Source organism: Massilia sp. IC2-476 (genome assembly GCF_020707295.1).
In the GTDB taxonomy this organism is placed as follows: Bacteria; Pseudomonadota; Gammaproteobacteria; order Burkholderiales; family Burkholderiaceae_D; genus Telluria.
Map to the genome: position 1 here is coordinate 322,543 of NZ_JAJFER010000003.1, position 19,899 is coordinate 342,441.

21 protein-coding genes are annotated in these 19,899 nt (G+C 66.4%); 13 read left to right on the forward strand and 8 right to left on the reverse strand.

The window, feature by feature from the left end; translation table 11 throughout:
- Together LK539_RS10425 and LK539_RS10430 are read left to right on the forward strand one after the other, a co-directional pair.
- Positions 1–423 (forward strand): DoxX family protein, encoded by a 423-nt coding sequence (locus tag LK539_RS10425; RefSeq protein ID WP_227800845.1) that lies wholly within the window; start codon positions 1–3, stop codon positions 421–423.
- Between the two features lie 90 nt (positions 424–513).
- On the forward strand, positions 514–1,968 hold the full coding sequence (locus tag LK539_RS10430; protein ID WP_227800846.1) for a glycoside hydrolase family 30 beta sandwich domain-containing protein: 1,455 nt from the start codon (positions 514–516) through the stop codon (positions 1,966–1,968).
- A gap of 191 nt (positions 1,969–2,159) precedes the next feature.
- Here the strand turns inward: LK539_RS10430 and LK539_RS10435 are convergent, their stop codons facing one another.
- Positions 2,160–3,095, reverse strand: a complete 936-nt coding sequence (locus LK539_RS10435) for a class I SAM-dependent methyltransferase (RefSeq protein WP_227800847.1) — start codon at positions 3,093–3,095, stop codon at positions 2,160–2,162.
- Between the two features lie 162 nt (positions 3,096–3,257).
- Between LK539_RS10435 and LK539_RS10440 the strand changes: the two genes are divergently transcribed.
- The 4 genes from LK539_RS10440 to LK539_RS10455 all read left to right on the forward strand — a co-directional run bounded on the left by LK539_RS10440 (position 3,258) and on the right by LK539_RS10455 (position 6,332).
- Positions 3,258–3,446 carry a hypothetical protein gene (locus LK539_RS10440; protein WP_227800848.1) on the forward strand — a complete coding sequence of 63 codons (189 nt, stop codon included), beginning with the start codon at positions 3,258–3,260 and terminating at the stop codon, positions 3,444–3,446.
- A gap of 14 nt (positions 3,447–3,460) precedes the next feature.
- Positions 3,461–4,318: a neutral zinc metallopeptidase gene (locus tag LK539_RS10445; protein WP_227800849.1), complete on the forward strand. Its 858-nt coding sequence runs from the start codon at positions 3,461–3,463 to the stop codon at positions 4,316–4,318.
- A gap of 181 nt (positions 4,319–4,499) precedes the next feature.
- On the forward strand, positions 4,500–5,684 hold the full coding sequence (locus LK539_RS10450) for a zinc-dependent alcohol dehydrogenase (protein WP_227800850.1): 1,185 nt from the start codon (positions 4,500–4,502) through the stop codon (positions 5,682–5,684).
- Positions 5,685–5,693: 9 nt separating this feature from the next.
- On the forward strand, positions 5,694–6,332 hold the full coding sequence (locus LK539_RS10455; RefSeq protein WP_227800851.1) for a hypothetical protein: 639 nt from the start codon (positions 5,694–5,696) through the stop codon (positions 6,330–6,332).
- Here the strand turns inward: LK539_RS10455 and LK539_RS10460 are convergent.
- Entirely contained in the window at positions 6,329–7,543 is a 1,215-nt protein-coding gene (locus tag LK539_RS10460; protein ID WP_227800852.1) for a PepSY domain-containing protein, read from the reverse strand. The genes LK539_RS10455 and LK539_RS10460 overlap by 4 nt on opposite strands.
- 112 nt (positions 7,544–7,655) lie before the next feature.
- Between LK539_RS10460 and LK539_RS10465 the strand changes: the two genes are divergently transcribed.
- Both LK539_RS10465 and LK539_RS10470 read left to right on the forward strand, forming a co-directional pair.
- A complete protein-coding gene (locus tag LK539_RS10465; RefSeq protein WP_227800853.1) occupies positions 7,656–9,788 on the forward strand; it encodes a TonB-dependent receptor in 2,133 nt (710 codons plus the stop codon).
- Between the two features lie 107 nt (positions 9,789–9,895).
- Positions 9,896–11,689 carry a M4 family metallopeptidase gene (locus tag LK539_RS10470; RefSeq protein WP_227800854.1) on the forward strand — a complete coding sequence of 598 codons (1,794 nt, stop codon included), beginning with the start codon at positions 9,896–9,898 and terminating at the stop codon, positions 11,687–11,689.
- Here the strand turns inward: LK539_RS10470 and LK539_RS10475 are convergent.
- Complete coding sequence (locus tag LK539_RS10475; RefSeq protein WP_227800855.1) at positions 11,686–12,396, reverse strand: M23 family metallopeptidase; 711 nt, start codon at positions 12,394–12,396, stop codon at positions 11,686–11,688. The two genes, LK539_RS10470 and LK539_RS10475, sit on opposite strands and share 4 nt — an antisense overlap.
- A gap of 28 nt (positions 12,397–12,424) precedes the next feature.
- On the reverse strand, positions 12,425–13,447 hold the full coding sequence (locus tag LK539_RS10480; RefSeq protein ID WP_227800856.1) for a L,D-transpeptidase: 1,023 nt from the start codon (positions 13,445–13,447) through the stop codon (positions 12,425–12,427).
- A gap of 114 nt (positions 13,448–13,561) precedes the next feature.
- Between LK539_RS10480 and LK539_RS10485 the strand changes: the two genes are divergently transcribed.
- Positions 13,562–13,858, forward strand: coding sequence for a 2Fe-2S iron-sulfur cluster binding domain-containing protein (locus LK539_RS10485; RefSeq protein WP_227800857.1), 297 nt, complete (start codon positions 13,562–13,564; stop codon positions 13,856–13,858).
- Here the strand turns inward: LK539_RS10485 and LK539_RS10490 are convergent.
- A complete protein-coding gene (locus tag LK539_RS10490) occupies positions 13,855–14,757 on the reverse strand; it encodes an alpha/beta hydrolase (protein WP_227800858.1) in 903 nt (300 codons plus the stop codon). The two genes, LK539_RS10485 and LK539_RS10490, sit on opposite strands and share 4 nt — an antisense overlap.
- Positions 14,758–14,884: 127 nt before the next feature.
- Between LK539_RS10490 and LK539_RS10495 the strand changes: the two genes are divergently transcribed.
- Positions 14,885–15,067: a hypothetical protein gene (locus tag LK539_RS10495; RefSeq protein ID WP_227800859.1), complete on the forward strand. Its 183-nt coding sequence runs from the start codon at positions 14,885–14,887 to the stop codon at positions 15,065–15,067.
- Between the two features lie 97 nt (positions 15,068–15,164).
- Positions 15,165–15,314 carry a hypothetical protein gene (locus LK539_RS10500; RefSeq protein ID WP_227800860.1) on the forward strand — a complete coding sequence of 50 codons (150 nt, stop codon included), beginning with the start codon at positions 15,165–15,167 and terminating at the stop codon, positions 15,312–15,314.
- Positions 15,315–15,482: 168 nt separating this feature from the next.
- Here LK539_RS10500 and LK539_RS10505 read toward each other — a convergent pair whose 3' ends face one another.
- Entirely contained in the window at positions 15,483–15,680 is a 198-nt protein-coding gene (locus LK539_RS10505) for a hypothetical protein (RefSeq protein WP_227800861.1), read from the reverse strand.
- A gap of 155 nt (positions 15,681–15,835) precedes the next feature.
- Here LK539_RS10505 and LK539_RS10510 point away from each other — a divergent pair, with 155 nt between their 5' ends.
- The gene (locus tag LK539_RS10510; RefSeq protein WP_227800862.1) at positions 15,836–15,973 is read left to right on the forward strand and encodes a hypothetical protein; all 138 of its coding nucleotides are present in this window, start codon (positions 15,836–15,838) and stop codon (positions 15,971–15,973) included.
- Between the two features lie 67 nt (positions 15,974–16,040).
- Entirely contained in the window at positions 16,041–16,415 is a 375-nt protein-coding gene (locus tag LK539_RS10515; protein WP_227800863.1) for a hypothetical protein, read from the forward strand.
- Positions 16,416–16,566: 151 nt separating this feature from the next.
- Here the strand turns inward: LK539_RS10515 and LK539_RS10520 are convergent, their stop codons facing one another.
- Positions 16,567–16,800: a hypothetical protein gene (locus LK539_RS10520; protein ID WP_227800864.1), complete on the reverse strand. Its 234-nt coding sequence runs from the start codon at positions 16,798–16,800 to the stop codon at positions 16,567–16,569.
- A gap of 117 nt (positions 16,801–16,917) precedes the next feature.
- Positions 16,918–19,794 (reverse strand): EAL domain-containing protein, encoded by a 2,877-nt coding sequence (locus LK539_RS10525; protein ID WP_227800865.1) that lies wholly within the window; start codon positions 19,792–19,794, stop codon positions 16,918–16,920.
- Between the last annotated feature and the right edge of the window lie 105 nt (positions 19,795–19,899).

A 19,899-nucleotide genomic window follows, 5' to 3' on the forward strand; every position in this document is an offset into this window, starting at 1 on the left:
ATGCAGAGCGCACCTGCCGCAAGAAACCACGACGACCTCGGCAAACTGATCCTGCGCGTCGTTCTCGCGCTCCTGCTGCTGTTCCATGGTCTGTCGAAGATCGGCGGCGGCGTCGGCTTCATCGAAGGCATGCTGCAAAAAGCCGGCTTGCCGGCCATCTTCGCCTATGGCGTGTACGTCGGCGAAGTGCTGGCGCCGCTGCTGCTCCTGGTCGGCCTGTTCACCCGCGCGGCGGCGGCTGTGGTCGCGGTCAACATGGTGGTGGCGCTGCTGCTGGTGCATACCGGCGAATTCTTCTCGCTCTCGGACACCGGCGGCTGGGCCCTGGAACTGCAGGGCATGTACCTGGGCAGCGCGATCGCCCTGGTCTTCCTCGGCGCGGGCCGCTTCAGCCTTGGCGGCCTCAAAGGGCGCTGGAATTAGGTAAACGCTTAACTCATCTTTTGACACCCGAGAATTGGCAATGTTATATTGCTCGGAATGATGTGGTAACGTTTCCAACCGGGAGAGCAGATGAAGACGAGACGACAGGCCATCCAGATGCTGTGTGCCGCCACCCTGGCGCCTGCGCTGATGGGACACGGGGCGCAGGCCGCAACAGCCAACACATGGCAGGTGGTGACCACGGCCAAGGACAGCGGCAAGCGCTTCGATGCGCAGGCGCTGCCTGAAGCGACAGCCTCGGGCCAGCCGCTGGAAACCGAAGTCGCCGTGTTCGTCGACAGCAGCAAGCGCTTCCAACAGGTGTTCGGCTTCGGCGGCGCCGTCACCGACGCGGTGGCCGAGGTGTACGCCAAACTGACGCCGGGCGCGCAGAAGGACTTCCTCACCGCCTATTTCGATCCGCGCCAGGGCCTGGGCTACAACGTGGTCCGCACCACCATCCACAGCTCGGACTTCAGCAGCGGCAGCTACACCTATGTGAAGGAGGGCGACCGCTCGCTCGCTTCCTTCAGCATCGAACACGACATGCAGCACCGGGTGCCGCTGCTGCGCCAGGCGCTGGCGGCGACCAAGGCGCACGGCAGCCAGCTGCGGGTGTTCGCCAGCCCGTGGAGCGCCCCGGCCTGGATGAAGACCAACAACAACATGCTGCGCGGCGGCAGCCTGAACCCGGGCGACCGCGCGCTGTGGGCCCAGTACTATGTGAAGTTCGTGCAGGCCTATGAAAAGGCGGGCATCCCGATCTGGGGCCTGTCGGTGCAGAACGAGCCGATGGCGACCCAGCGCTGGGAATCGATGATCTACACCGCCGAGGAAGAAACCCGCTTCCTGGGCGACCACCTGGGGCCGGCCTTGACGAAGGCGGGCCTGGGCGACAAGAAGATCGTGGTCTGGGACCACAACCGCGACCTGCTGCCGCAGCGCGCCGCCCACATCCTGTCCGATCCGAAAGCGCGGCCCTATGTCTGGGGCGTGGGCTTCCACTGGTACGAGACCTGGACCAAGGGCGAGCCGATGCACGCCAACGTGGCGGCCGTGCACGAAGCTTACCCGGAGATCAACCTGCTGCTGACCGAAGCGACGGTGGAGAAGTTCGATCCAGCCAAACTGCAGCACTGGGCCAACGGCGAGCGCTACGGCAGCGAGATCATCGCCGACCTGAACGCCGGCGCAGTGGGCTGGATCGACTGGAACATGCTGCTCGACAGCCGCGGCGGCCCCAACCACGTGGGCAACTTCTGCTTCGCGCCCCTGCATGCCAGCGACGACGGCCAGCTGGTATACACCCCGAGTTATGCCTACCTGGGCCACTTCACCCGCTACATCAAGCCGGGCGCCCGTCGCGTGAGCGCAGCCAGCAGCCGCAGCGTGCTGGCTACCACCGCCTTCCGCAACACGGACGGGAGCCTCGCGATCGTGGTGATGAACAAGACGGACCAGGCCCAGAAATACCGGCTGATCGTGGATCGCAAGGAAGTGACCGTGGACATTCCCGCCCACGCGATCCAGACGGTTCTGCGTTAGCGCATAGCGACTGTTTTACGTCCGTTAGCAGTAAAACCGTCGCACCGGCGAAGGCCGGTGCCCAAGTTCGTCGGGTACTAGTACGCATGCAAAACTGGCCGGAACAATGCCAGTGGCATTGTTCCGGCCTTCGCCGGAAGTCGTAGGCGCCAGTGGCGCGTACGACGTTTTTGGGCCGCGGGCCGGGGAACTCAACGCTTGATGGCGTGCAGCCACACCGCCGCGATCCGCTCCACTTCTTCGTAACCCGGTTCGCCCAGCTGGCCGCTGAAGATGTCCGGGTCCAGTTCCTCGTAGCTCCAGTGGTCGCACTGTGCCTCCAGGTCCGGACGGATGGCTTCCAGAAAGTCGTCGACCGGCCCCGCAATCGCCACTCCCGTGTACAGCATCAGGTTGCCGCCGCGGCGCAGGTGGGCCAGGCTCTCACGCACGATGCGCACCGACAGCTCGGCGCCGCGCATGCCGCCGCCATGGCGGTAGGGGAGCTCGCTCGGGTCCAGCACATAGGGCGGGTTCGACACTACCAGGTCGAACTCGCCATCCAGTCCGGCGAACAGGTCGCTGTGGCGCGCCTCCAGGTTATCCAGCCCGGCCAGGCGCGCATTCACCACCGTCAGCGCCAGCGCCCGGGTATTGATGTCGGCCCCGATCACCTCGGCATGCGGGAACTGGCGCGCGATCGCCAGCGCGCCGGCGCCGCCGCCGCAGCCGATATCCACGGCCCGGGTCGGTCCCGCGGCCAGCCAGGGAAAGGCGCGCCCCATGGTGCCGACAAAACGGTAGGTGTCCGGTCCGAAGAACACAGAATCGTCGTCGTCGGTCGGGTAGGCCGAGTGAAACACCAGCATCTCGCCCAGGGTTGACGCGCGCAGCGTCGAGCGCAGCAGGGCGCCATCGGGCTCCACGATCCGCGCCTCCCGCATCAGGCCCAGCAGTTCGGGATCGACATCGGCGGGCGCGAACGGCCGGCTCCAGCCGAAGATGCCGCGCAGGTCGATCGCGCGTTCGTTGCCGGGGCGGCGGTTGATGCGGCGGTGGGTGGACGGGGTGACCGTGATAAAACGGTAGTCGTGCGCGCGCAGGTAGCGTCCGACGGCGAGCAGGGCGTTGGCGTGTGGGCTAGTCATGCCGTGCAGCGTCGCATGCCGGGGGCTGCGGCGCTGTGCGTCACCGCACGTAGAGAACAGCTTGGCTCTAGGAAATTTCCTCCGCTATGTGAGCATGCGAACAGTTTGAATCCCGGCCGCCCCACATACTCGATCGCACAATGGGCTTCCGGGAGAGGGAACATGGCGAGCAGGGACGGTATCGAAGCAGGTGGCGGACGCGTCGAACGTGAGATTGCGCGCGAGCGCCACGAACGGGCATTGCATGACGAGGCGCGCGCCGGCTTGAGCGCGCTGGAAGAAGAATTCCGCATCAAGGATGCGCGCGAGCGCGCCGACACGGGCATGCTGAAGCGGCACCCCGGGCGCTAACGAGGAGATCGAGGATGAAATGGGAAGGCGAACGCCAGAGCGATAACGTGGAAGACCGCCGCGGCGGCGGCGGGGGCTTCGGGGGTATCGGCGCCGGCAAGGTCGGCATCGGCACCCTGGTCATTGCCCTGGTCGGCGGCGCCATCTTCGGCGTCGATCCCGGCACCATCCTGGCGCTGCTGAGCGGCGGTGGCGGCCCGGTCCCGGTGCAGCAGGCGCCGCGCGCCGAGCCCGCCAACGATCCCGAAACCCGCTTCGTGCGCGCCACCCTGGGCTCGACCGAGGATGCCTGGGCCGCCCTGTTTTCAAGCCAGGGCGCGCAATACCAGCCGGCGCGCCTGGTGCTGTTCGAGAACGCTACCGGCACCGCCTGCGGCACCGGCCGCAGCGCCACCGGTCCCTTCTATTGCCCGGCCGACCGCCAGGTCTACATCGACCTGAGCTTCTTCCGCCTGATGGAGCAGCGCTTCAAGGTGGAGGGCGAATTCGCCCAGGCCTACGTGATCGCCCACGAGGTCGGCCACCACGTGCAGAACCTGCTGGGCATTTCCGACCAGGTCCACAACGCCCAGCGCAGCATGTCCGAAACCGAGGGCAACCGCCTGTCGGTGCGCCTCGAGCTGCAGGCCGACTGCTTCGCCGGCATCTGGGCCAACCAGCGCCGCCAGATCATCGAGCCGGGCGACGTCGAGGCCGCGCTGGCGGCCGCCACCGCGATCGGCGACGACGCCCTGCAACGCCAGTCGCAGGGCACGGTGGTGCCGGATTCGTTTACCCACGGCAGTTCGGCGCAGCGCGTGCGCTGGTTCCGGCGCGGACTGGAAAGCGGCAGCGTGGAGCAGTGCAATACCTTCGAGGCGCGCCAACTGTAAGGCGCCTTTGTAGGAGAAGTTCCCGTTGAGCGGCGGGGTCGACCCAAAGTCAGCAAAAATGCCCCGTTCGTTTCCGTGCGCGTATCGCAATCCTTGAAGTTTTGACATAACGTGAATGCACATATGCCTGCCGAGCCGGCAGGCGCCGTGAATCCGTTCTGAACATTATCGAGGAGGAGTTATGCTGGCAATGAACTACCGCGGGCCCTATCGCGTCCGTGCCGATCACAAGCCCGACCCCGTCATCGAGCACCCGGGCGACGCCATCGTGCGCGTCACCCGGTCCTGCATCTGCGGCTCGGACCTGCACCTGTACCATGGCCTGGTGCCCGACACCCGCGTCGGCCACACCTTCGGCCACGAGTTCATCGGCGTGGTGGAAGAGGTGGGCCCCGGTGTCCAGAACCTGAAAGTCGGCCAAAAGGTGCTGGTGCCGTTCAACCTGTTCTGCGGTTCCTGCTTCTTCTGCGACCGCGAACTGTACGGCAATTGCCACAATACGAATCCACAAGCCACCGCCGTCGGCGGGATCTACGGCTACTCGCACACGGCCGGCGGCTACGACGGCGGCCAGGCCGAGCTGGTGCGCGTGCCGATGGCCGACGTCGGCCCGATGGTGATCCCCGACGACATCCACGACGACGATGCGGTGCTGCTCACCGACGCGGTGCCGACTGGCTACCAGGCGGCGGAAATGGGCGACATCAAGGAAGGCGACACGGTGGTCGTGTTCGGCGCCGGGCCGGTCGGCATCTTCGCCGCCAAGTCGGCCTGGCTGATGGGAGCAGGGCGCGTGATCGTGGTCGACCACATCGAATACCGCCTCGAGTTCGTCAAGCGCTACGCCCAGTGCGAAGTGATCAACTTCAAGGAAGTGCAGGACATGGCCCTGCACATCAAGAAGATGACCGACTGGATGGGTGCCGACGTCTGCATCGACGCGGTCGGCTGCGAAGCATCGGGCAGCGCCATGCAGACCATCACTGGCCGCTACACCATGATGCAGGCCGGCGCCGCCACCGTGCTGCACTGGTGCATCAACTCGGTGCGCAAGGGCGGCAACGTGTCGATCGTCGGCGTCTATGGTCCGACCTTCAATGCGGTCCCGATCGGCAATGCCCTGAACAAGGGCCTGACCCTGCGCATGAACCAGGCCAGCGTCAAGCGCCACCTGCCGCGCCTGATCGAGCACATCCGCGAAGGACGCCTGAACCCGAAGGAAATCATCACGCACCGCGTGCCACTGGAAGAGGTGTCGGATGCCTATCACATCTTCTCGGGCAAGCTCGACAACTGCATCAAGACCATCCTGATCCCGCCGAACGCGAACCAGGTAAAAGCGGTCTCGGCCAGCGCACTGCATTAAGGAGCGAACATGGAACCACGCAGCGATATCCAGGAACACCACCATCACGGACACGACCACGATCACGACCACGGCCACCTGCAGCATCACCCGAGCCAGGGCCACATCGCGCCGCGTCGTCCCTCGCGCCAGGAACTGCAGCACATCAACGGCTGGGGCGCCGACCTCGACCGCAAGAACCGCCCCGCCGTGCCGATGGAGCGCACTCCGCCGCGCTACACTCCCCAGCTGGAGGGCGACCCGGTACAGCAGCAGGAAAAAGTGGAAGTGCTGGTCTCGCCTGAGCGTCCGGGCATCACCCAGATCTTCGGCACCGTGCAGCCGCCTTCGGGACTGTCGGGCATGATCCGGCGCCTGGCTTTCAAGTCCACCGAGAACGATCTTCGCCACTGGCTGCTCCTGCTGCTGGCGGATCGCGTCAACGTGGTCGAAGGCGTGGCCGAGGACCTGGCGCGCGGGCACATCCCGAACGTGCTGGGCGAGATGGGCATCAAGGCCGAGCTGAAGCACAACCCGGCCGGGTTGGCCAAGAAGGCCCTGATCACCACCGCCGTGGTCGGCGCCGCCTGGTACCTGCTAAAGGGCCGTGACCGTCACGAAAGCCGCTATGACGGCGACCGTTACGACGGCGACCGTTACTACCGTTAAGCAGCTTCCCTGGAAGGCAAAGGACGCCGCGCCGCTTCTGCGGCCGGCGTCTTGCGCTTTGCCGGCTTGCGGCGGAACTTCAGCCACACCACCAGGCCGGTGACGAAGAACAGCAGCGGCGTCAAGCCCACCACGCTGATCAGGATACGCCCGGCCAGGCCGAAGGCTTCGCCGGTGTGCAGCGGGTAGAGCAGGCTAACGAACCAGTCGCCGCCCCTTGCCGCCAGCGGATCGATGGTGCGCAGCACCGCGCCGCTGCCGGCGTCGACACTCACCCGGGTGGCGCCGGCGCCGTGGCGCAATTCTCCCGGCTGGCGCACCCTGATTTCATACGGCTGTTCAGGCTTCCCGGGAAGGCCGATGCGCGAGACCCGCCCTTGCGGATAACGCGCTTGCGCCGCCGCCATCGCCACGCCCGCATCGATGCGCGGCGCATCCTTGCTACTTGCGTTCGTGAGCTTCCCGCTTTTTGTCAGCGGCGCCACCGCGCGGATCGCCGGCGTGACCCAGTCCGGCATGTTGAAGTACACCCCCGAGAAGGCCAGCACCAGCAATACCGGCGCCACGTAGAAACCGGCCGCGCGGTGCAGCTGGAAGCTGAATTTCGGCCAGTTGCCACCCCGCCGCACGGAGATCGCGTGCCAGAACGCGGACAGGGTCATTTTCGGCCACCACACCACGATGCCGGTCAGCGTCAGCAGCAGCAAGGCCACGCCCTGCACCGCGATGATTAGCTTGCCCGCGTCGCCAACCATCAGGTAGCGGTGCAGGTGAAACAGCGTCGGCATCAGGAGCGGGCGCGAGAATCCTGCTTCGCCCCAGTTGCGTTCTCCCAGCACCGCGAGATTCGCCGGGTCGACCATCACCTGGCGCGTCACGCCCTGGCTCCAGCTGGAGTCCGGCTTCTCCGGCCGGTACCAGGCCACGTAGACGTCCCCGTGCACCTCCGGCAGGAACAGGGTGTCCGGCCTTCCGTAGGCCGGGTCGCCCGCCAGCCGCGCCGCCACCGCCGCCACGTGGGCGGGCGAGGGCCGCGCCTCGGCGCCAGGCACCATGCCGGGTGGCGGCGCCACCTGCAGCAATCCCGGATTGAGCCAGGCGTCGAGCTCGTGGCGCCAGCCGATCACGGTGCCGGTCAGGCCCTGCAGGACGAGAATGGTGCCGAAGACCAGGCCGGCCCACAGGTGAATGGTGCGGATGAGTGCTTTCATGTACGCGATGATAACCGAAATGAGAATGATTCCTATTGTGTCTTTAGGTGAGAATCGTTATCATTTGCGAGTCTTTACAACAAGAAAAACTTATTTGCCCATGATGCACAAGATGAAACCGCTTGCCGGCGCCGTGGCGGCTGCCTGCCTCCTGATGACGGCGCCGCAGGCAGCGGCCTGGCAGGAACAGCCCAGGGAAAACGAAGGGGAGCTGGCCTCGGTGGTGGTCACCGCCACCCGCACCGCCAAGGCCGTGGACCGGATCCCGGGCGCGGTCTCGGTGATCACCCAGCAGGAACTCGCCACCCAGTACCTGATCGCGGACGACCCCTCGCAGGCGCTGGCGACCTATGTGCCCGGCTATGCGCCGAGCCGCCAGAAGATGACCTCGACCGGCGAATCGCTGCGCGGCCGCCAACCGCTGATCCTGTTCGACGGCATTCCGCAATCGAACCCGCTGCGCGCCGGCATGCGCGAGGGCTATTTCGCCGACAGCGCCATCATCGAACGCATCGAGGTCATCAACGGCGCCTCGGCCATGCAGGGCATGGGCGCCACCGGCGGCATCATCAACTACATCACCAAGACCCCGCGCACCGAAGGCACGACCTACACCGTCAACACCCGCCTGGCCAGCCAGTTCGAATCGGATAGCCTGGACTGGAAGACCGGCCTGACCGTCAGCCACAAGTCGGGCGACGTCGACGTGCTGGCCTTTGCCAGCGTGCAGCGCCGCGGCATGGGCTACGACGGCAGCGGACGCCCCCTGGGCATCGATGCGGTGCAGGGCGACACCATGGATTCGCACGGCAACGACCTGTTCCTGAAGATCGGCAGGAACTTCGGCAACCAGCGCCTGCAGCTGACGCTGAACCGCTTCGACCTGGCCGGCGACGGCGACTACCGCAGCGTGCCAGGCAACCTGGCCGAGGGCATCCCGACCAGTTCCGCGCCCGGCACGCCGATCGGCATGCCGCCACGTAACAAGGTGCGCAGCGCCAGCCTCGACTACCGTCACCATGAGCTGGCCGGCGGCAGCCTGGCCGTGCAGCTGTTCGGCCATGAATTCTCGGCGCTGTACGGCGCCACCAATACGTCCACCTTCCAGGACCGCGCGCTCGCCCCGATCGGCACCCTGTGGGACCAGTCCCAGGTGGTGACCGACAAGCGCGGCGCCCGCATCACCTGGGCCCGCCCGGACCTGTTGGTCCAGGGCCTGGAACTGACGGCCGGCCTCGACTGGCTGAAGGACAATCCGCAGCAGCGCCTGGCCGGGACCGGCCGCACCTGGGTGCCCGAACTAAAGTTCCGTTCGCTCGCGCCCTTCGCCCAGCTCGAATACGAGTTCGGCCCGGTGACCGTGCGCGGCGGCGTGCGCTTCGAGGACGCCAAGCTCGACGTCGACACCTACACCACCCTGGCCGCCTATGGCAGCCGGCGGGTGGAGGGCGGCTCCGCCGAGTTCTCGAAATCGGTGAAGAACATCGGCGCGGTGTGGCGCTTCGCTCCGGGATGGTCGGTGTTCGCCGGCAGCTCGGAAGGCTTCGGCCTGCCGGACGCCGGCCTGGTGCTGCGCGGTGTGGCGGTGCCGAACCAGTCGGTCTCCAGCCTGATCAGCCTGCAGCCCATCGTCACCCGCAACAACGAAGTCGGCATCAACTGGCGCGGTCATCAAGGCCAGCTCGGCCTGTCGCGCTACGATTCGCGCTCCAAGCTCGGCAGCGTAATCCGGATCACCTCGGCCGGCATCGGCCTGGTCGAGCGCGTGCCGACCACGGTCAAGGGCTGGGAAGCGAATGCCGAATGGCGTCCGAACAAGGACTGGAGCGTGTTCGGCACCTGGGCCACCCTGGATGGCAAGACCGCCGCCAGCCAGGGCGCGCCGATGGACCTCGACCTGGGCGCGCGCTCGCAGGGCCCGGACAAGTCGGTGCTGGGCGCCAACTGGCGCTTCAGGCCACAGGCCCAGCTGCGCCTGCAGGCCACCCACCTGCGCGACCGCGACATCAACATCGGCCGCCGCGTCGGTACCAGCAACCTCGAAGAGCATTTCAAGGGCTACACCCTGGTCGATGCCGCTGCCACCTGGGACACGCAGTACGGCCGCTTCGGCCTGAGCGTCGAGAACCTGTTCGACAAGCAGTACGTCGGCTACTACTCGCAGTCCGCATCCGCGGTGGACGTGAACGCCACCTATGCCGGGCGCGGGCGCACCCTGGCGCTGAGCTGGAGCCGCAGCTTCTGATCAGCCCGCATAAGGGTTGCGTTCAAGCAAATCCTTTCTGCTGAGCTCGTCCAAACTGTCCGAGGCGCGGTCCATGTCTGGACCGCGTCCTCACGGACGGAGACGAGATGAACCCGCACACCACTTTTCCGGCAGCGCTGCTCGGCGCCGCCTTGCTGTTTGCGCAGCCGCTGGCCGCTGCGCCCATGATGAGCCCGCCCACGACGCTGAGCGCCAGCGCGAAATCCTCCGTGCTGGCCCAGCTGACGGCGGCCCGCCAGGCCAAGGGGCTCGACGCCGACCACCACTACCGCATCACCTCCCAGCATCCGGGCGCGAACGGCACCCAGATCCTGCGCGCCGCCCACACCTGGAAAGGCGTGCGCGTGTTCGGTTCCGATTCGGTGATCGTGCTCGACAGCTCCGCCAAGGTGCTGTCCGAGTCCGCCTCCGAGCGCCGCCAGCACCTGGGCACGGGCACCGCCAATCGCCTGGGTGCGCTGACCGCCAGCTTCAGCGTGCAGCCCCAGATCAACAGCAAGGCGGCGATTTCCAGCGCGCTCGGTTCGCTGGCGACGAGCGTCGGCCAGAATGCGGTGCACGTGGTCAAGCCGACGGCCGAACTGGTGATCTATCCGGTGATGCGCCTGCAGCGCGTGGTCGGCGCCGGCGCCAAGGAAGAGGCGGAACTGAACGCCCTGGACGTGCAGGACGTGGTCGAGCGCTACGAGCTGGCCTACCTGGTGCGCACCCGCATGCGCCTGGGGGAGCAGCCGATCTACTTCGACACCATCGTCAGCGCCCGCGACGGCGCCGTGCTCGACCAGTGGAGCATGCTGCAGACCGTGGTGGGCGTGGGTAAAAGCCAGTACAACGGCGAAGTCCCGATCAGCACCAGCCTGGTGAACGGCAGCTACCAGATGCTCGACCCCGAGCGCGGCAAGGGCGGCACCTTCGGCGCGATGGCGATCACCAACGCCAACAACAGCAGCAGCGCCGGCAAGGTCTACACCAATGCCACCAACGTCTGGGGCGACGGCAAGCAGTTCGTCGAGGGCGGCAGCACCACGGGCCCGAACGGCCAGACCGCGGCGGTGAACGCGATGTGGGGCCTGATGAACACCTACGACGCGCACAAGAACGTGCTGGGCTGGCTGGCGCTGGACGGCAAGAACACGTCCACCTACATCGCCGCCCACGTCAACCGCGGCTACGACAACGCCTACTACAGCGACACCTGCCGCTGCATGTTCATCGGCGACGGCACCTATTTCACCAGCCTGGGCGCGATCGACGTGGTCGGCCACGAAATGGGGCACGGCATCACGGCCGCCACCTCGGACCTGATCTATTCGGGCGAGTCGGGCGGCCTGAACGAATCGAGCTCGGACATCTCTGGCGAGGTGGTGGAAGCCTATGCGCGCGCCGGCGGCAAGGGGGATAAGTTCCCGGAGGAGGGCAACGACTGGCAGCTCGGCACGGAGATCAGCAAGAACGCCACACCGCTGCGCTGGATGTACCGTCCAAGCAAGGACGGCAGCAGCCCGGACGCCTGGAGCACCTCGCTACGCCGCCTCGACGTGCACTACAGCAGCGGTCCAAACAACCGGATGTTCTATTTCCTGGCGCGCGGTTCAAAGGCCGACAGCGCCGGCGACCACTACAGCAAGTACCTGGTGAAGCAGCCCGCGGCGATGAGCGGCATCGGCACGGACAAGGCCTTCCGTATCTGGTTCCATGCGAACACGACCAAGTTCAACTCGTCCACCAACTACGCCGATGCACGCGCCAAGATGATCCTGGCGGCCGAGGAGCTATACGGCAAGGACAGCCGCGAGGTGGTCGCCGTGCAGCGCGCCTATGCCGCTATCAACGTCGGCCCGGACATCGACGAGCCGGGCGCGATCGCGACGCCCCGTTAGGGACCGGCGTCGCTCAGCAGCGGGAAGGGGTTGAGCGGCGTTCCTTTCCACCACTGCTTTTCGGGCGTCAGCTCGAACACGGCAAAGTGCAGGTGCGGCGCGTTCGGGTCGGAGTTGCCGGTCACGCCGACATAACCGAGTACGTCGCCGCGCTTGATGTCCATGCCCTCCTTGATGCCGTCGGCGTAGCGGTCCAGGTGCGCGTAGTAATACGCGTACTTCTCGCTCGGATCGAACTGGTACAGCGTCGTGCCGCCCGGCTTGCTGGTGAACAGCTTGGCGACCTTGCCGTCGGCCGCCGCCAGCACCGGCGTGCCTTTCGGCGCCATGATGTCGAGGGCTTCGTGCTGGCGCTGGTTGCCGCGCGGCTGGTCGTAGGTGTCGCTGAGGCTGGCGAGCTTGATGCCTTGCACCGGCACTGCCAGCTTGCCGTGGACGGCGGTGGCGGCGGCATCGGCCGGCGCCTGCGGCGACCCCGACGGGACTGATGACATGGCCGGACGTAGCGGCAGGTCGACGTCGCTCAGGTCGGCCTGCACCACCGGCGGTCCCGGCAGCTGCGGTTCGATCTGCGAGGCAGGAATCCCCGCCGGCGGCGCCGTGCTGGCCGCCACCGGGGCCGGCTCGTCAGGCACGGCGCGCAGAATCACGAACAGACCACCGGCGCCGACCAGCACGCCGAGCACGAAGCTCATCAGCCATTTCATCTCATCCTCCGTCGGGTTTAGGTCAGGTTCAGCTCTCCAGCACGACCTCGAGGCCGGCGCTGACCGCGCCCGCCACTTCGGCGGCGCTCCAGTTGGTCAGGCGGATGCAGCCGTGCGATTCGGTCTTGCCCACGTGGGCCGGCACCGGGGTGCCGTGGATGCCGTAGTGTTCCTTGGACAGGTCGATCCAGACCACGCCCACTGGATTGTTCGGTCCGGCGGCGATCTTCGCCTTCTTGTCGCCCGGCTCGGCATCCCAGAACAGCTTCGGGTTGTAGTTGTAGGTCGGGTTGGCGTGCACGCTGTTGATCTTCCAGGTGCCGATCGGCAGCGGGTCGTTGGAGCTGCCGGTCGAGACCGGATACTGGGCGAGCAGGGCGCCGCCGGCGTCGTACAGCTGCAGCACCTTCGGGCCTTCCTTGACCACTACCTTGGCCGCCTTTGCCAGCGGCTGCTTGCCGTGCACGTTCGGCACCACGATCTGTTCGCCGGCGCGGCCCAGGTTCTTGCCCGGATTGAGGCGTTCGATGAGGGCCGGGCTCGCGTGGAACTTCTCGCCCAGACCCTCGGTCACACTCGCATAACCGAGTTCAGGCAGCTTGGCCTTGTCCATCATGTCTTCCGGGATCGGGCGGAAGGGGCCGGCCACGTCGGCTTCCGCCAGCGTGTAGGTGACCAGGTGCGGGGTGTTGTCGCCGTTCAGGGCGTTCCAGGTTGCCTCGTCCAGCTTGCCGGTAACGGGCAGCTTGCGGGTCGCCTGGAAGCTGCTCAGCGCCTGGCGCATGTTCGAGCCGTAGGCGCCGTCGATCTCGCCTGGCGAAAAGTAGGCGCGGTCGAGCAGGACCTGGGCGCGCAGGTTGCGTTCGAATTCGGCCTGCTTGGCAGCGGCCGGGTTGACTGGGGCGCCGGCTTGCGCGGGAAGCTGTCCCGGCTGCTGGACGGCGGGCGCCTGCTGTTGTTGGGCCGGAGCCGGCGCGGCCTGCTGTGCCTGGGCCAGGGGGAGGGCGCCCAGCAGGGCGACGACGAGGGGAAGCGCGTGCGATTTGTTCATTTTGGTTTCCTGCAATGCTTACGTTTGGAAACCTCAGATTAGTTCTGCGCCAGGTGTGGGTCTGTGCGTGAACGAACTCAAGGGAGCGGGGCCAAGGGCGCTACAATCGCGGCCATGACCAGCCACACCATCCTGCTGCATCCGGCCGAACTCGGCTTCGAGGCGGACGCGGAGACCAGCATCCTGCACGCTGCGGAAAGCGCCGGCATCGAACTGCCCAGTTCCTGCCGCAACGGCACCTGCCGCACCTGCATCTGCCGGGTTCGCAGCGGCCAGGCGCGCCACCTGATCGAGTGGCCGGGCCTCTCCTTTGATGAAAAACGCGAAGGCTGGATCCTGCCCTGCGTGGCGGTGGCCACAAGCGATCTCGAGCTCGAGACGCCGCTGGCGCGCCGCCTCGTGTTCGACTAGCGCGGCGTGCGGCCCAGCGCCGCCTCGATGACCTCCAGTACCTGCGGCCAGGCGGGCGAGGTGGCGGCTACTTCGTCGTAATGGCTGGCGCCGGGCAGGATCACCACGGTGGCGGCATCGCCCGCCTTGCGCGCCCGCGCCGCGTAGTCGTGCGCCACGCGCGGCGGCGAGATCGTGTCGAGTTCGCCCGTAACGAGCCAGGTGCGGCTGCCGTTGGGCATCAGTTCGGCGGCATTGGTGTCGACGAAGACGTCGGGCCGGGTCGGGCTTGGGGTGCCGGCCAGCTCGGCGGTGTCGCGGCCGCAGCTGGACTTGATCAGGGCCGCTTCGTTGCGCAGGTCGGCCAGGCCGCCGAGGCTGACCACGCTCGGTACCGGCAGGGGATTCGCGCGGTACAAGGGGCTGCTTGCCGGAATCCGGCTACGGCCCGCCATCCACTGCACCAGCTGCCCGCCCGCCGAGTGGCCGACGGCCACCATCCGCTTCAGGTCGAGCGGATGCTGCTTCGCCTGCGCGGCCAGCAGCTCGAGGGCCGCGTGCATGTCCTGGTAGGTGCCCGGATAGCCGCCGCCCGGTTCGTCGCTGCGGCGGTATTCGACATTCCAGACCGCAATGCCGCGCTCTTGCAGTGCGCCCGCCATGTTGCGGAGCTGGGTGATGCCGCCGAACTTGCTGGTCCAGCAGCCGCCGTGCACCAGCACCGCCACCGGGAATGGACCTTTGCCGGTCGGCAGGAACAGTTCGGCGTATTGCGAGGGCGCCTCGCCATAGGGAAGGCGCGCGGTTGGCGCAGGGCCGCTCAGGGCCAGGTAGTCGTCAAGTTTCATCGGGGTGGCAGCAAGGGCACTGTGAATGCTGCCCGCGCACAGGGCGGCCAGCAGCAGGGGACGGAGATTCATGGTTGCCGGAAAAGTAGTCGAGGGCTCACTATAGCCGAGGAAAGCGGCTCCCGCACGATTGAAAACCCGGCAAGCACATTCATGCTAGCCTGCACGCAAAGCAACCACGTTGACAAGGAGGAGTGCAATGAGCCAATCGAAATCAGGCGCTAGCCAGACCAACAAGCAGTCGGACAACATGTCCGAGGAAGACCTGGCCAAGCAGCGCGCAGGCAAGAGCGACAAGAGCAGCCACGACCACATGTCGCGCGTGAAAGCCGGCAAAGGCGAGGGCGCAGGCGGCGGCGCCAAGCAGAAGGCGCGCCGCTGAGCGAGTCCCATGCGCCGCCACGCGGCGGCGCTTACCCCACACCGAGAGGTTGACCATGACCATGCTTGCGCAAAACAGGCTGCACGGCTCATCCCCCGTGCAGGCCCACAGTACCCCGGAGCCGGACATGCCGGACCAGAAACCGACGCCCGACCCGCGCCCGCCGGTGCCGGACGACGTACCCGATCCCGTCAACGCGCCCGTCGAGGAGCCGCGTTATCCCGAGCCGCCGATTCGCGCGGACTGAGTCTTGTGAAATTCGTAGGGTGGGCGGCTTGTGAATCGTGCCACTGGCACGATTCACCCCACGCGGTGATTGCTGCCTGATGCTCCGTCGCGGCTGTGCTGGCGCCTCTTGACCGCGTGGGCGGGAAGACCCGCCCACCCTACGGGTATGGAATTGGAGTAGTGGAATTCAGCTGCGGGGAGTGTCTTGCGTACCAGCAGGCTGCTGGCCGGCCTGCCCACCCGATGGCGGCAGCGGCGGGATCTCGCGGATCATTTCTTCAGTTTCCAGTTCGCCGGGCGATTTTTCACCGCTGCCGATGTCTGCTTCGTGGTACACGTTGGGGCCCTTGGCCGCGGGATCGGGCTTGAGCGTGGGGTCGTTCATGGTAATGCTCCGGTTGATGATCAGTGTCGCAAGATCGTAACAGGAGCATGCCGGCGTTGGCGCGCGGCAGGGCTTCCGATCCATGTCATATCCCTGACAACATCGCCTGCCTATAATTGTCGGACGCTTAAGCAGCACCCACGCCGGAGGACATCATGGGCCATACCTTGTACAACACGATCTACCTGGGCCGCAGCCCGCTGTTCTACTCGCGCCGCGCGCAGCTGGTGCTGGCGCTCGGCGTGGCTGCGGGGGCCGGCCTCGGCTGGCTGGCACTGCGCGCGCTGCGCTAAGCACCTATAACTTGCCCTCGGCCTGCGCCGCAGGTACCATGGCGCCCCCTGGCCGAGAAGCGAGCAAATGAAGAACGAACAATTAACGACGGACGAATACGACGCCCTGGAACTGGTACGCCGCGGCGTGAAGCGCGACAACCCGGGCGCCTGCGTGGGCCGCAACCTCAAGCGCCTGTCGGGCATCAAGCTGATGGAGACCACCCGCGACGGGCGTATCGTGTTGACGGAGAAGGGGCAGCAGATGCTGTTCCTGCGCCGCTGCGTGAAATCGCTGACGGCGCTGGCGGACGATCCGCAAGCAGTGCTGGATGCGGACGTGGCGCGCTTCCTGAGCCTCAAGTCGCATATCGCGCCGCGCGAGGAAGGCGGCTATGTCCTGACCGACAAGGGCCGCGAAACGCTCGACGACATCAAGCGCCAGCAGCAAGAGCGCCGCTGAACGCGATCGGGGTTTGGTAGGGTGGTCGGGTTTCCCGACCGCGCGTTCAACAGACGGCGGCTCAGCCGTGACGCTTGCTTAGGCGAACGCGCGGTCGGCCAAGCGTGATCTAGTCCACTGGACTAGATCACCCCTACAAACCATATGAATATCAGTTTGCGCGGCGGCGGTTCGGATACACCAGCACCCGCACCGCCACTTCCGCCGGCACATTCATCGTCGCCAGGAACTCGGCTGCGCGCTGCAGGCCAAGCGTCGGGATCGAGGCCACCGCCTGGTTGATCAGGTCGCGGGTGCGGATGTCGGTGCGCTGCCGGCGGACGTTGCCCGATTCGGCCGCCACGCCGGAGACCGAGGCCAGTTCGCCAGTGTCATTCATGATCATAAAATATCCGTATGTCCGGGGTTGCTAAAGAGACACGGCTATTTTAAAGCCATCAATATTGAAAAGGCCACAACTAAATGGCCTAAAAACTATTTTTCTACGGAAATTTGCGGCAAATCATGCCGGAACCATATCCGGTGTTGCGTCCGGGGCAGTCTGGGGAGCTTCCAGGCGTGCTGGCGGCAGCGCGCGGCGCTGGAGCAGCAGCTGTTCGAACTCCTCGGCCGCCAGCGGCTTGCTGAAGAAATAGCCCTGCATTTCGTCGCAACCATGGCTGCGCAGGTAGTCGAGCTGCTCCGCCGTTTCCACGCCTTCCGCGATCACCGCCAGCTTCAGGTTGTGGGCCAGCGCGATGATCGAGGTGACAATGGCGGCGTCGTTGGCGTCGTGGGTGATGTCGGCAACGAAGGAGCGGTCGATCTTCAGCACGTCGATCGGGAAGCGCGACAGGTAGGACAGGCTCGAGTAGCCGGTGCCGAAGTCGTCGATCGACAGGTTCACTCCCAGCGACTTCATGCGGTGCAGCAGTTCCACCGCAGGCGTCACGTCGCTCATGAACAGGCTTTCCGTCAGTTCGATCTCGAGGCACTCGGGGTCGAGCATGGTGTCTTGCAGCACCGCTTCCAGGCCGGCGATCAGGTCGGCGGCGCCGAACTGGCGCGCCGACAGGTTGACCGCCACCCGCAGGCGGCCCAGGCCGGCATCCTGCCAGGCCTTGTTCTGGGCACAGGCGGTGCGCAGCACCCAGGCGCCAATCTGCACGATCAGGCCGGTTTCCTCGGCGATGGCGATGAAGCGGCCAGGCGGGACCATGCCCAGTTCCGGATGGCGCCAGCGGATCAGCGCTTCCATGCCCACGATCTGGCCGCTCTTCAGATCCACCTGCGGCTGGTAGTGCAGCACGAATTCGTTGCGGTCGAGGGCGTTGCGCAGCGCGCTTTCGATGCGCACGCGTTCCATCGACTCTTCGTTCATCGCGGGCGTGTAGAACTGGAAGTTATTGCGCCCCATCTTCTTGGCGCTGTACATCGCAATGTCGGCATGCTCGATCAGACTCTCGGCCGGCGTGCCTTCGCTCGGGTAGACGGCCACGCCGATCGAGCAGGTGACGAAGAATTCCTTGGTGCCGAGCATCACCGGCTGGGCCACCGAATCCATCACGCGCTGCACGATCTCGGGTGCGAGCGGCTCGTCGTGGTGCTCGGACAGGATCACGACGAATTCGTCGCCCGACAGGCGCGCCACGGTATCGGTGTCGCGCAGCGAGCCGGTCAGGCGCGCCGCCACCGTCATCAGGAGCACGTCGCCGGCCTTGTGGCCCATCGAGTCGTTGACGAACTTGAAGCGGTCGAGGTCGATCAGCATCACCCACATCGGGCGTCCGCTGCGGTTGGCATAGGCAATCGCCTGGCTGAGGCGGTCCTGCAGCAGCGAGCGGTTGGGCAGGCCGGTCAGCACGTCGTGCTGGGCCACGTGGTGCACGCGCTGCTCGGTCAGCTTGCGTTCGGTGATGTCGCTGCCGGTGCCGCGGTAGCCGATCAAGGCGCCGGAGTCGTCGAACACTGGCTGGCCGTTAACGCAGAACCAGCGGGTGTCGCCGTGTTCGTCGACGACCTGGTATTCGAGGTTGGCGAAGGGCTCGTGCGCCTTGACCTGGGCGATGTGGGCGCGCCCGGCTTCGCTGTCCAGCAATGCGGGCACGTATTCCCAGCGCGTCTTGCCCAGCACCGTTTCGATGGCGACGCCGGCCTTTTCGGTAAAGCCCCCGGTGACCATGGTAAAGCGCAGCTCGCGGTCCTGTTCCCAGTACCAGTCGGACGACATCGACACCAGCTGGCGGAAGCGCTGCTCGCTTTGCTGCAGGGCGCGCTCGGCGCGCTCGCGCGCGGCCATGTCCTCGACCAGGCGGCGGTTGGTACGGCGCAAGTCCGCGGTGCGCTGGCGCACCAGTTGCTGCACCTTGCGTGCGCGCCGGCCGGAAGCCTGTACGAAGGCCGTGCCGAGCAAGGTCATCAGGATGCCGCCGACCAGCAGGGCGGTGGACGCCATGTGGTCCTGCAGGAAGGGACGCGGGGCGCTGGCCACCTCGATGCGCCAGGGCTTGCCGGCGATGTGCAGCAGCTTGCTGCCGTGGCCGTTATGGCCGGGCGACATGAAACCGGCCAGCCAGCCCGTCTCGCGCTTACGGGTGTCGCCGGTCGAGAACATCAGCTTTTCCGGCGCCGGGAACTCGCCGGCATAGACCGACACGAAGATGTCGCTCGCCGTTTCGCGCGGATCGAGCAGGCCGGTATTGGCGAGCGAGGCGCGCACCAGTTCGGGGCCGCGGATCACGACCGCGGTATCGCCTGCCAGCATGCCCTGGCGGTCCAGCACCGGCATGACCAGCTCGAAGGCCGGCTGCTGGCGCTCGTCCTGCGCCAGCTGGAACAGATCGGTGGCCGCGGCGCGGCCTTCGCCACGCGCGACCGCGAGCGCACTCATGACCTGCACGTTCTCGGTGATGTTCAGGCCGAAGGCGCGTTCGTTGCCGGCCATCGGCTCGATGTAGTCGACGATGTGATAGCGGGCGCGCAGCGGCGCCGGCACCAGTGTGCTGTCCTGCAGTTCAGTGAACACCGTGCCCGGCAGGATGCGCTGCAGCTCGCTTTCGACGGCTGCGCGCTGCTCTCCCGGGACGGAGCGGTGGAAATTGAAGGCCTGGATATAGCGGTGGCGCTGCAGCAGGGCGGCCGTGAAATCGCGAAACTGCTCGCGGCTCACCGGTTCGCCGCGCGCGAACAGCTGGTTGGTGACGGTCAGTACCTCGACCGCCTGGTCGATCCCCTGGCGCACCGCCGCCACGCGCTCGTCGGCGCGCTGGGCGAAGGCGAGCGCCATGTTGTCGTACTCGAGATGGCCGACTCCCAGGAACAGGGCGCCGGACGCGGCCAGGCCGCCCCCGAGCGTGAGGGCTGCCGCAAGAGTCAGCGACAGGGGGAGGCGGCGCGGCATGGATGGGTCCAGAATTCCATAAAGAAGGCTTGCCAGCAGGCATCAATACGCGAAGTGTGTCACATCCCCATGCTGTTGGGCAAACAAAAAATGGGAGAGGCCCGT

What these genes read in the sequence shown, in the direction of transcription:
- LK539_RS10425 (WP_227800845.1), top strand. Translation starts at nt 1, where the DNA reads ATGCAGAGCGCACCTGCCGCAAGAAACCACGACGACCTCGGCAAACTG.
- LK539_RS10430 (WP_227800846.1), top strand. Translation starts at nt 514, where the DNA reads ATGAAGACGAGACGACAGGCCATCCAGATGCTGTGTGCCGCCACCCTG.
- LK539_RS10435 (WP_227800847.1), bottom strand. Translation starts at nt 3,095, where the DNA reads ATGACTAGCCCACACGCCAACGCCCTGCTCGCCGTCGGACGCTACCTG.
- LK539_RS10440 (WP_227800848.1), top strand. Translation starts at nt 3,258, where the DNA reads ATGGCGAGCAGGGACGGTATCGAAGCAGGTGGCGGACGCGTCGAACGT.
- LK539_RS10445 (WP_227800849.1), top strand. Translation starts at nt 3,461, where the DNA reads ATGAAATGGGAAGGCGAACGCCAGAGCGATAACGTGGAAGACCGCCGC.
- LK539_RS10450 (WP_227800850.1), top strand. Translation starts at nt 4,500, where the DNA reads ATGCTGGCAATGAACTACCGCGGGCCCTATCGCGTCCGTGCCGATCAC.
- LK539_RS10455 (WP_227800851.1), top strand. Translation starts at nt 5,694, where the DNA reads ATGGAACCACGCAGCGATATCCAGGAACACCACCATCACGGACACGAC.
- LK539_RS10460 (WP_227800852.1), bottom strand. Translation starts at nt 7,543, where the DNA reads ATGAAAGCACTCATCCGCACCATTCACCTGTGGGCCGGCCTGGTCTTC.
- LK539_RS10465 (WP_227800853.1), top strand. Translation starts at nt 7,656, where the DNA reads ATGAAACCGCTTGCCGGCGCCGTGGCGGCTGCCTGCCTCCTGATGACG.
- LK539_RS10470 (WP_227800854.1), top strand. Translation starts at nt 9,896, where the DNA reads ATGAACCCGCACACCACTTTTCCGGCAGCGCTGCTCGGCGCCGCCTTG.
- LK539_RS10475 (WP_227800855.1), bottom strand. Translation starts at nt 12,396, where the DNA reads ATGAAATGGCTGATGAGCTTCGTGCTCGGCGTGCTGGTCGGCGCCGGT.
- LK539_RS10480 (WP_227800856.1), bottom strand. Translation starts at nt 13,447, where the DNA reads ATGAACAAATCGCACGCGCTTCCCCTCGTCGTCGCCCTGCTGGGCGCC.
- LK539_RS10485 (WP_227800857.1), top strand. Translation starts at nt 13,562, where the DNA reads ATGACCAGCCACACCATCCTGCTGCATCCGGCCGAACTCGGCTTCGAG.
- LK539_RS10490 (WP_227800858.1), bottom strand. Translation starts at nt 14,757, where the DNA reads ATGAATCTCCGTCCCCTGCTGCTGGCCGCCCTGTGCGCGGGCAGCATT.
- LK539_RS10495 (WP_227800859.1), top strand. Translation starts at nt 14,885, where the DNA reads ATGAGCCAATCGAAATCAGGCGCTAGCCAGACCAACAAGCAGTCGGAC.
- LK539_RS10505 (WP_227800861.1), bottom strand. Translation starts at nt 15,680, where the DNA reads ATGAACGACCCCACGCTCAAGCCCGATCCCGCGGCCAAGGGCCCCAAC.
- LK539_RS10510 (WP_227800862.1), top strand. Translation starts at nt 15,836, where the DNA reads ATGGGCCATACCTTGTACAACACGATCTACCTGGGCCGCAGCCCGCTG.
- LK539_RS10515 (WP_227800863.1), top strand. Translation starts at nt 16,041, where the DNA reads ATGAAGAACGAACAATTAACGACGGACGAATACGACGCCCTGGAACTG.
- LK539_RS10520 (WP_227800864.1), bottom strand. Translation starts at nt 16,800, where the DNA reads ATGATCATGAATGACACTGGCGAACTGGCCTCGGTCTCCGGCGTGGCG.
- LK539_RS10525 (WP_227800865.1), bottom strand. Translation starts at nt 19,794, where the DNA reads ATGCCGCGCCGCCTCCCCCTGTCGCTGACTCTTGCGGCAGCCCTCACG.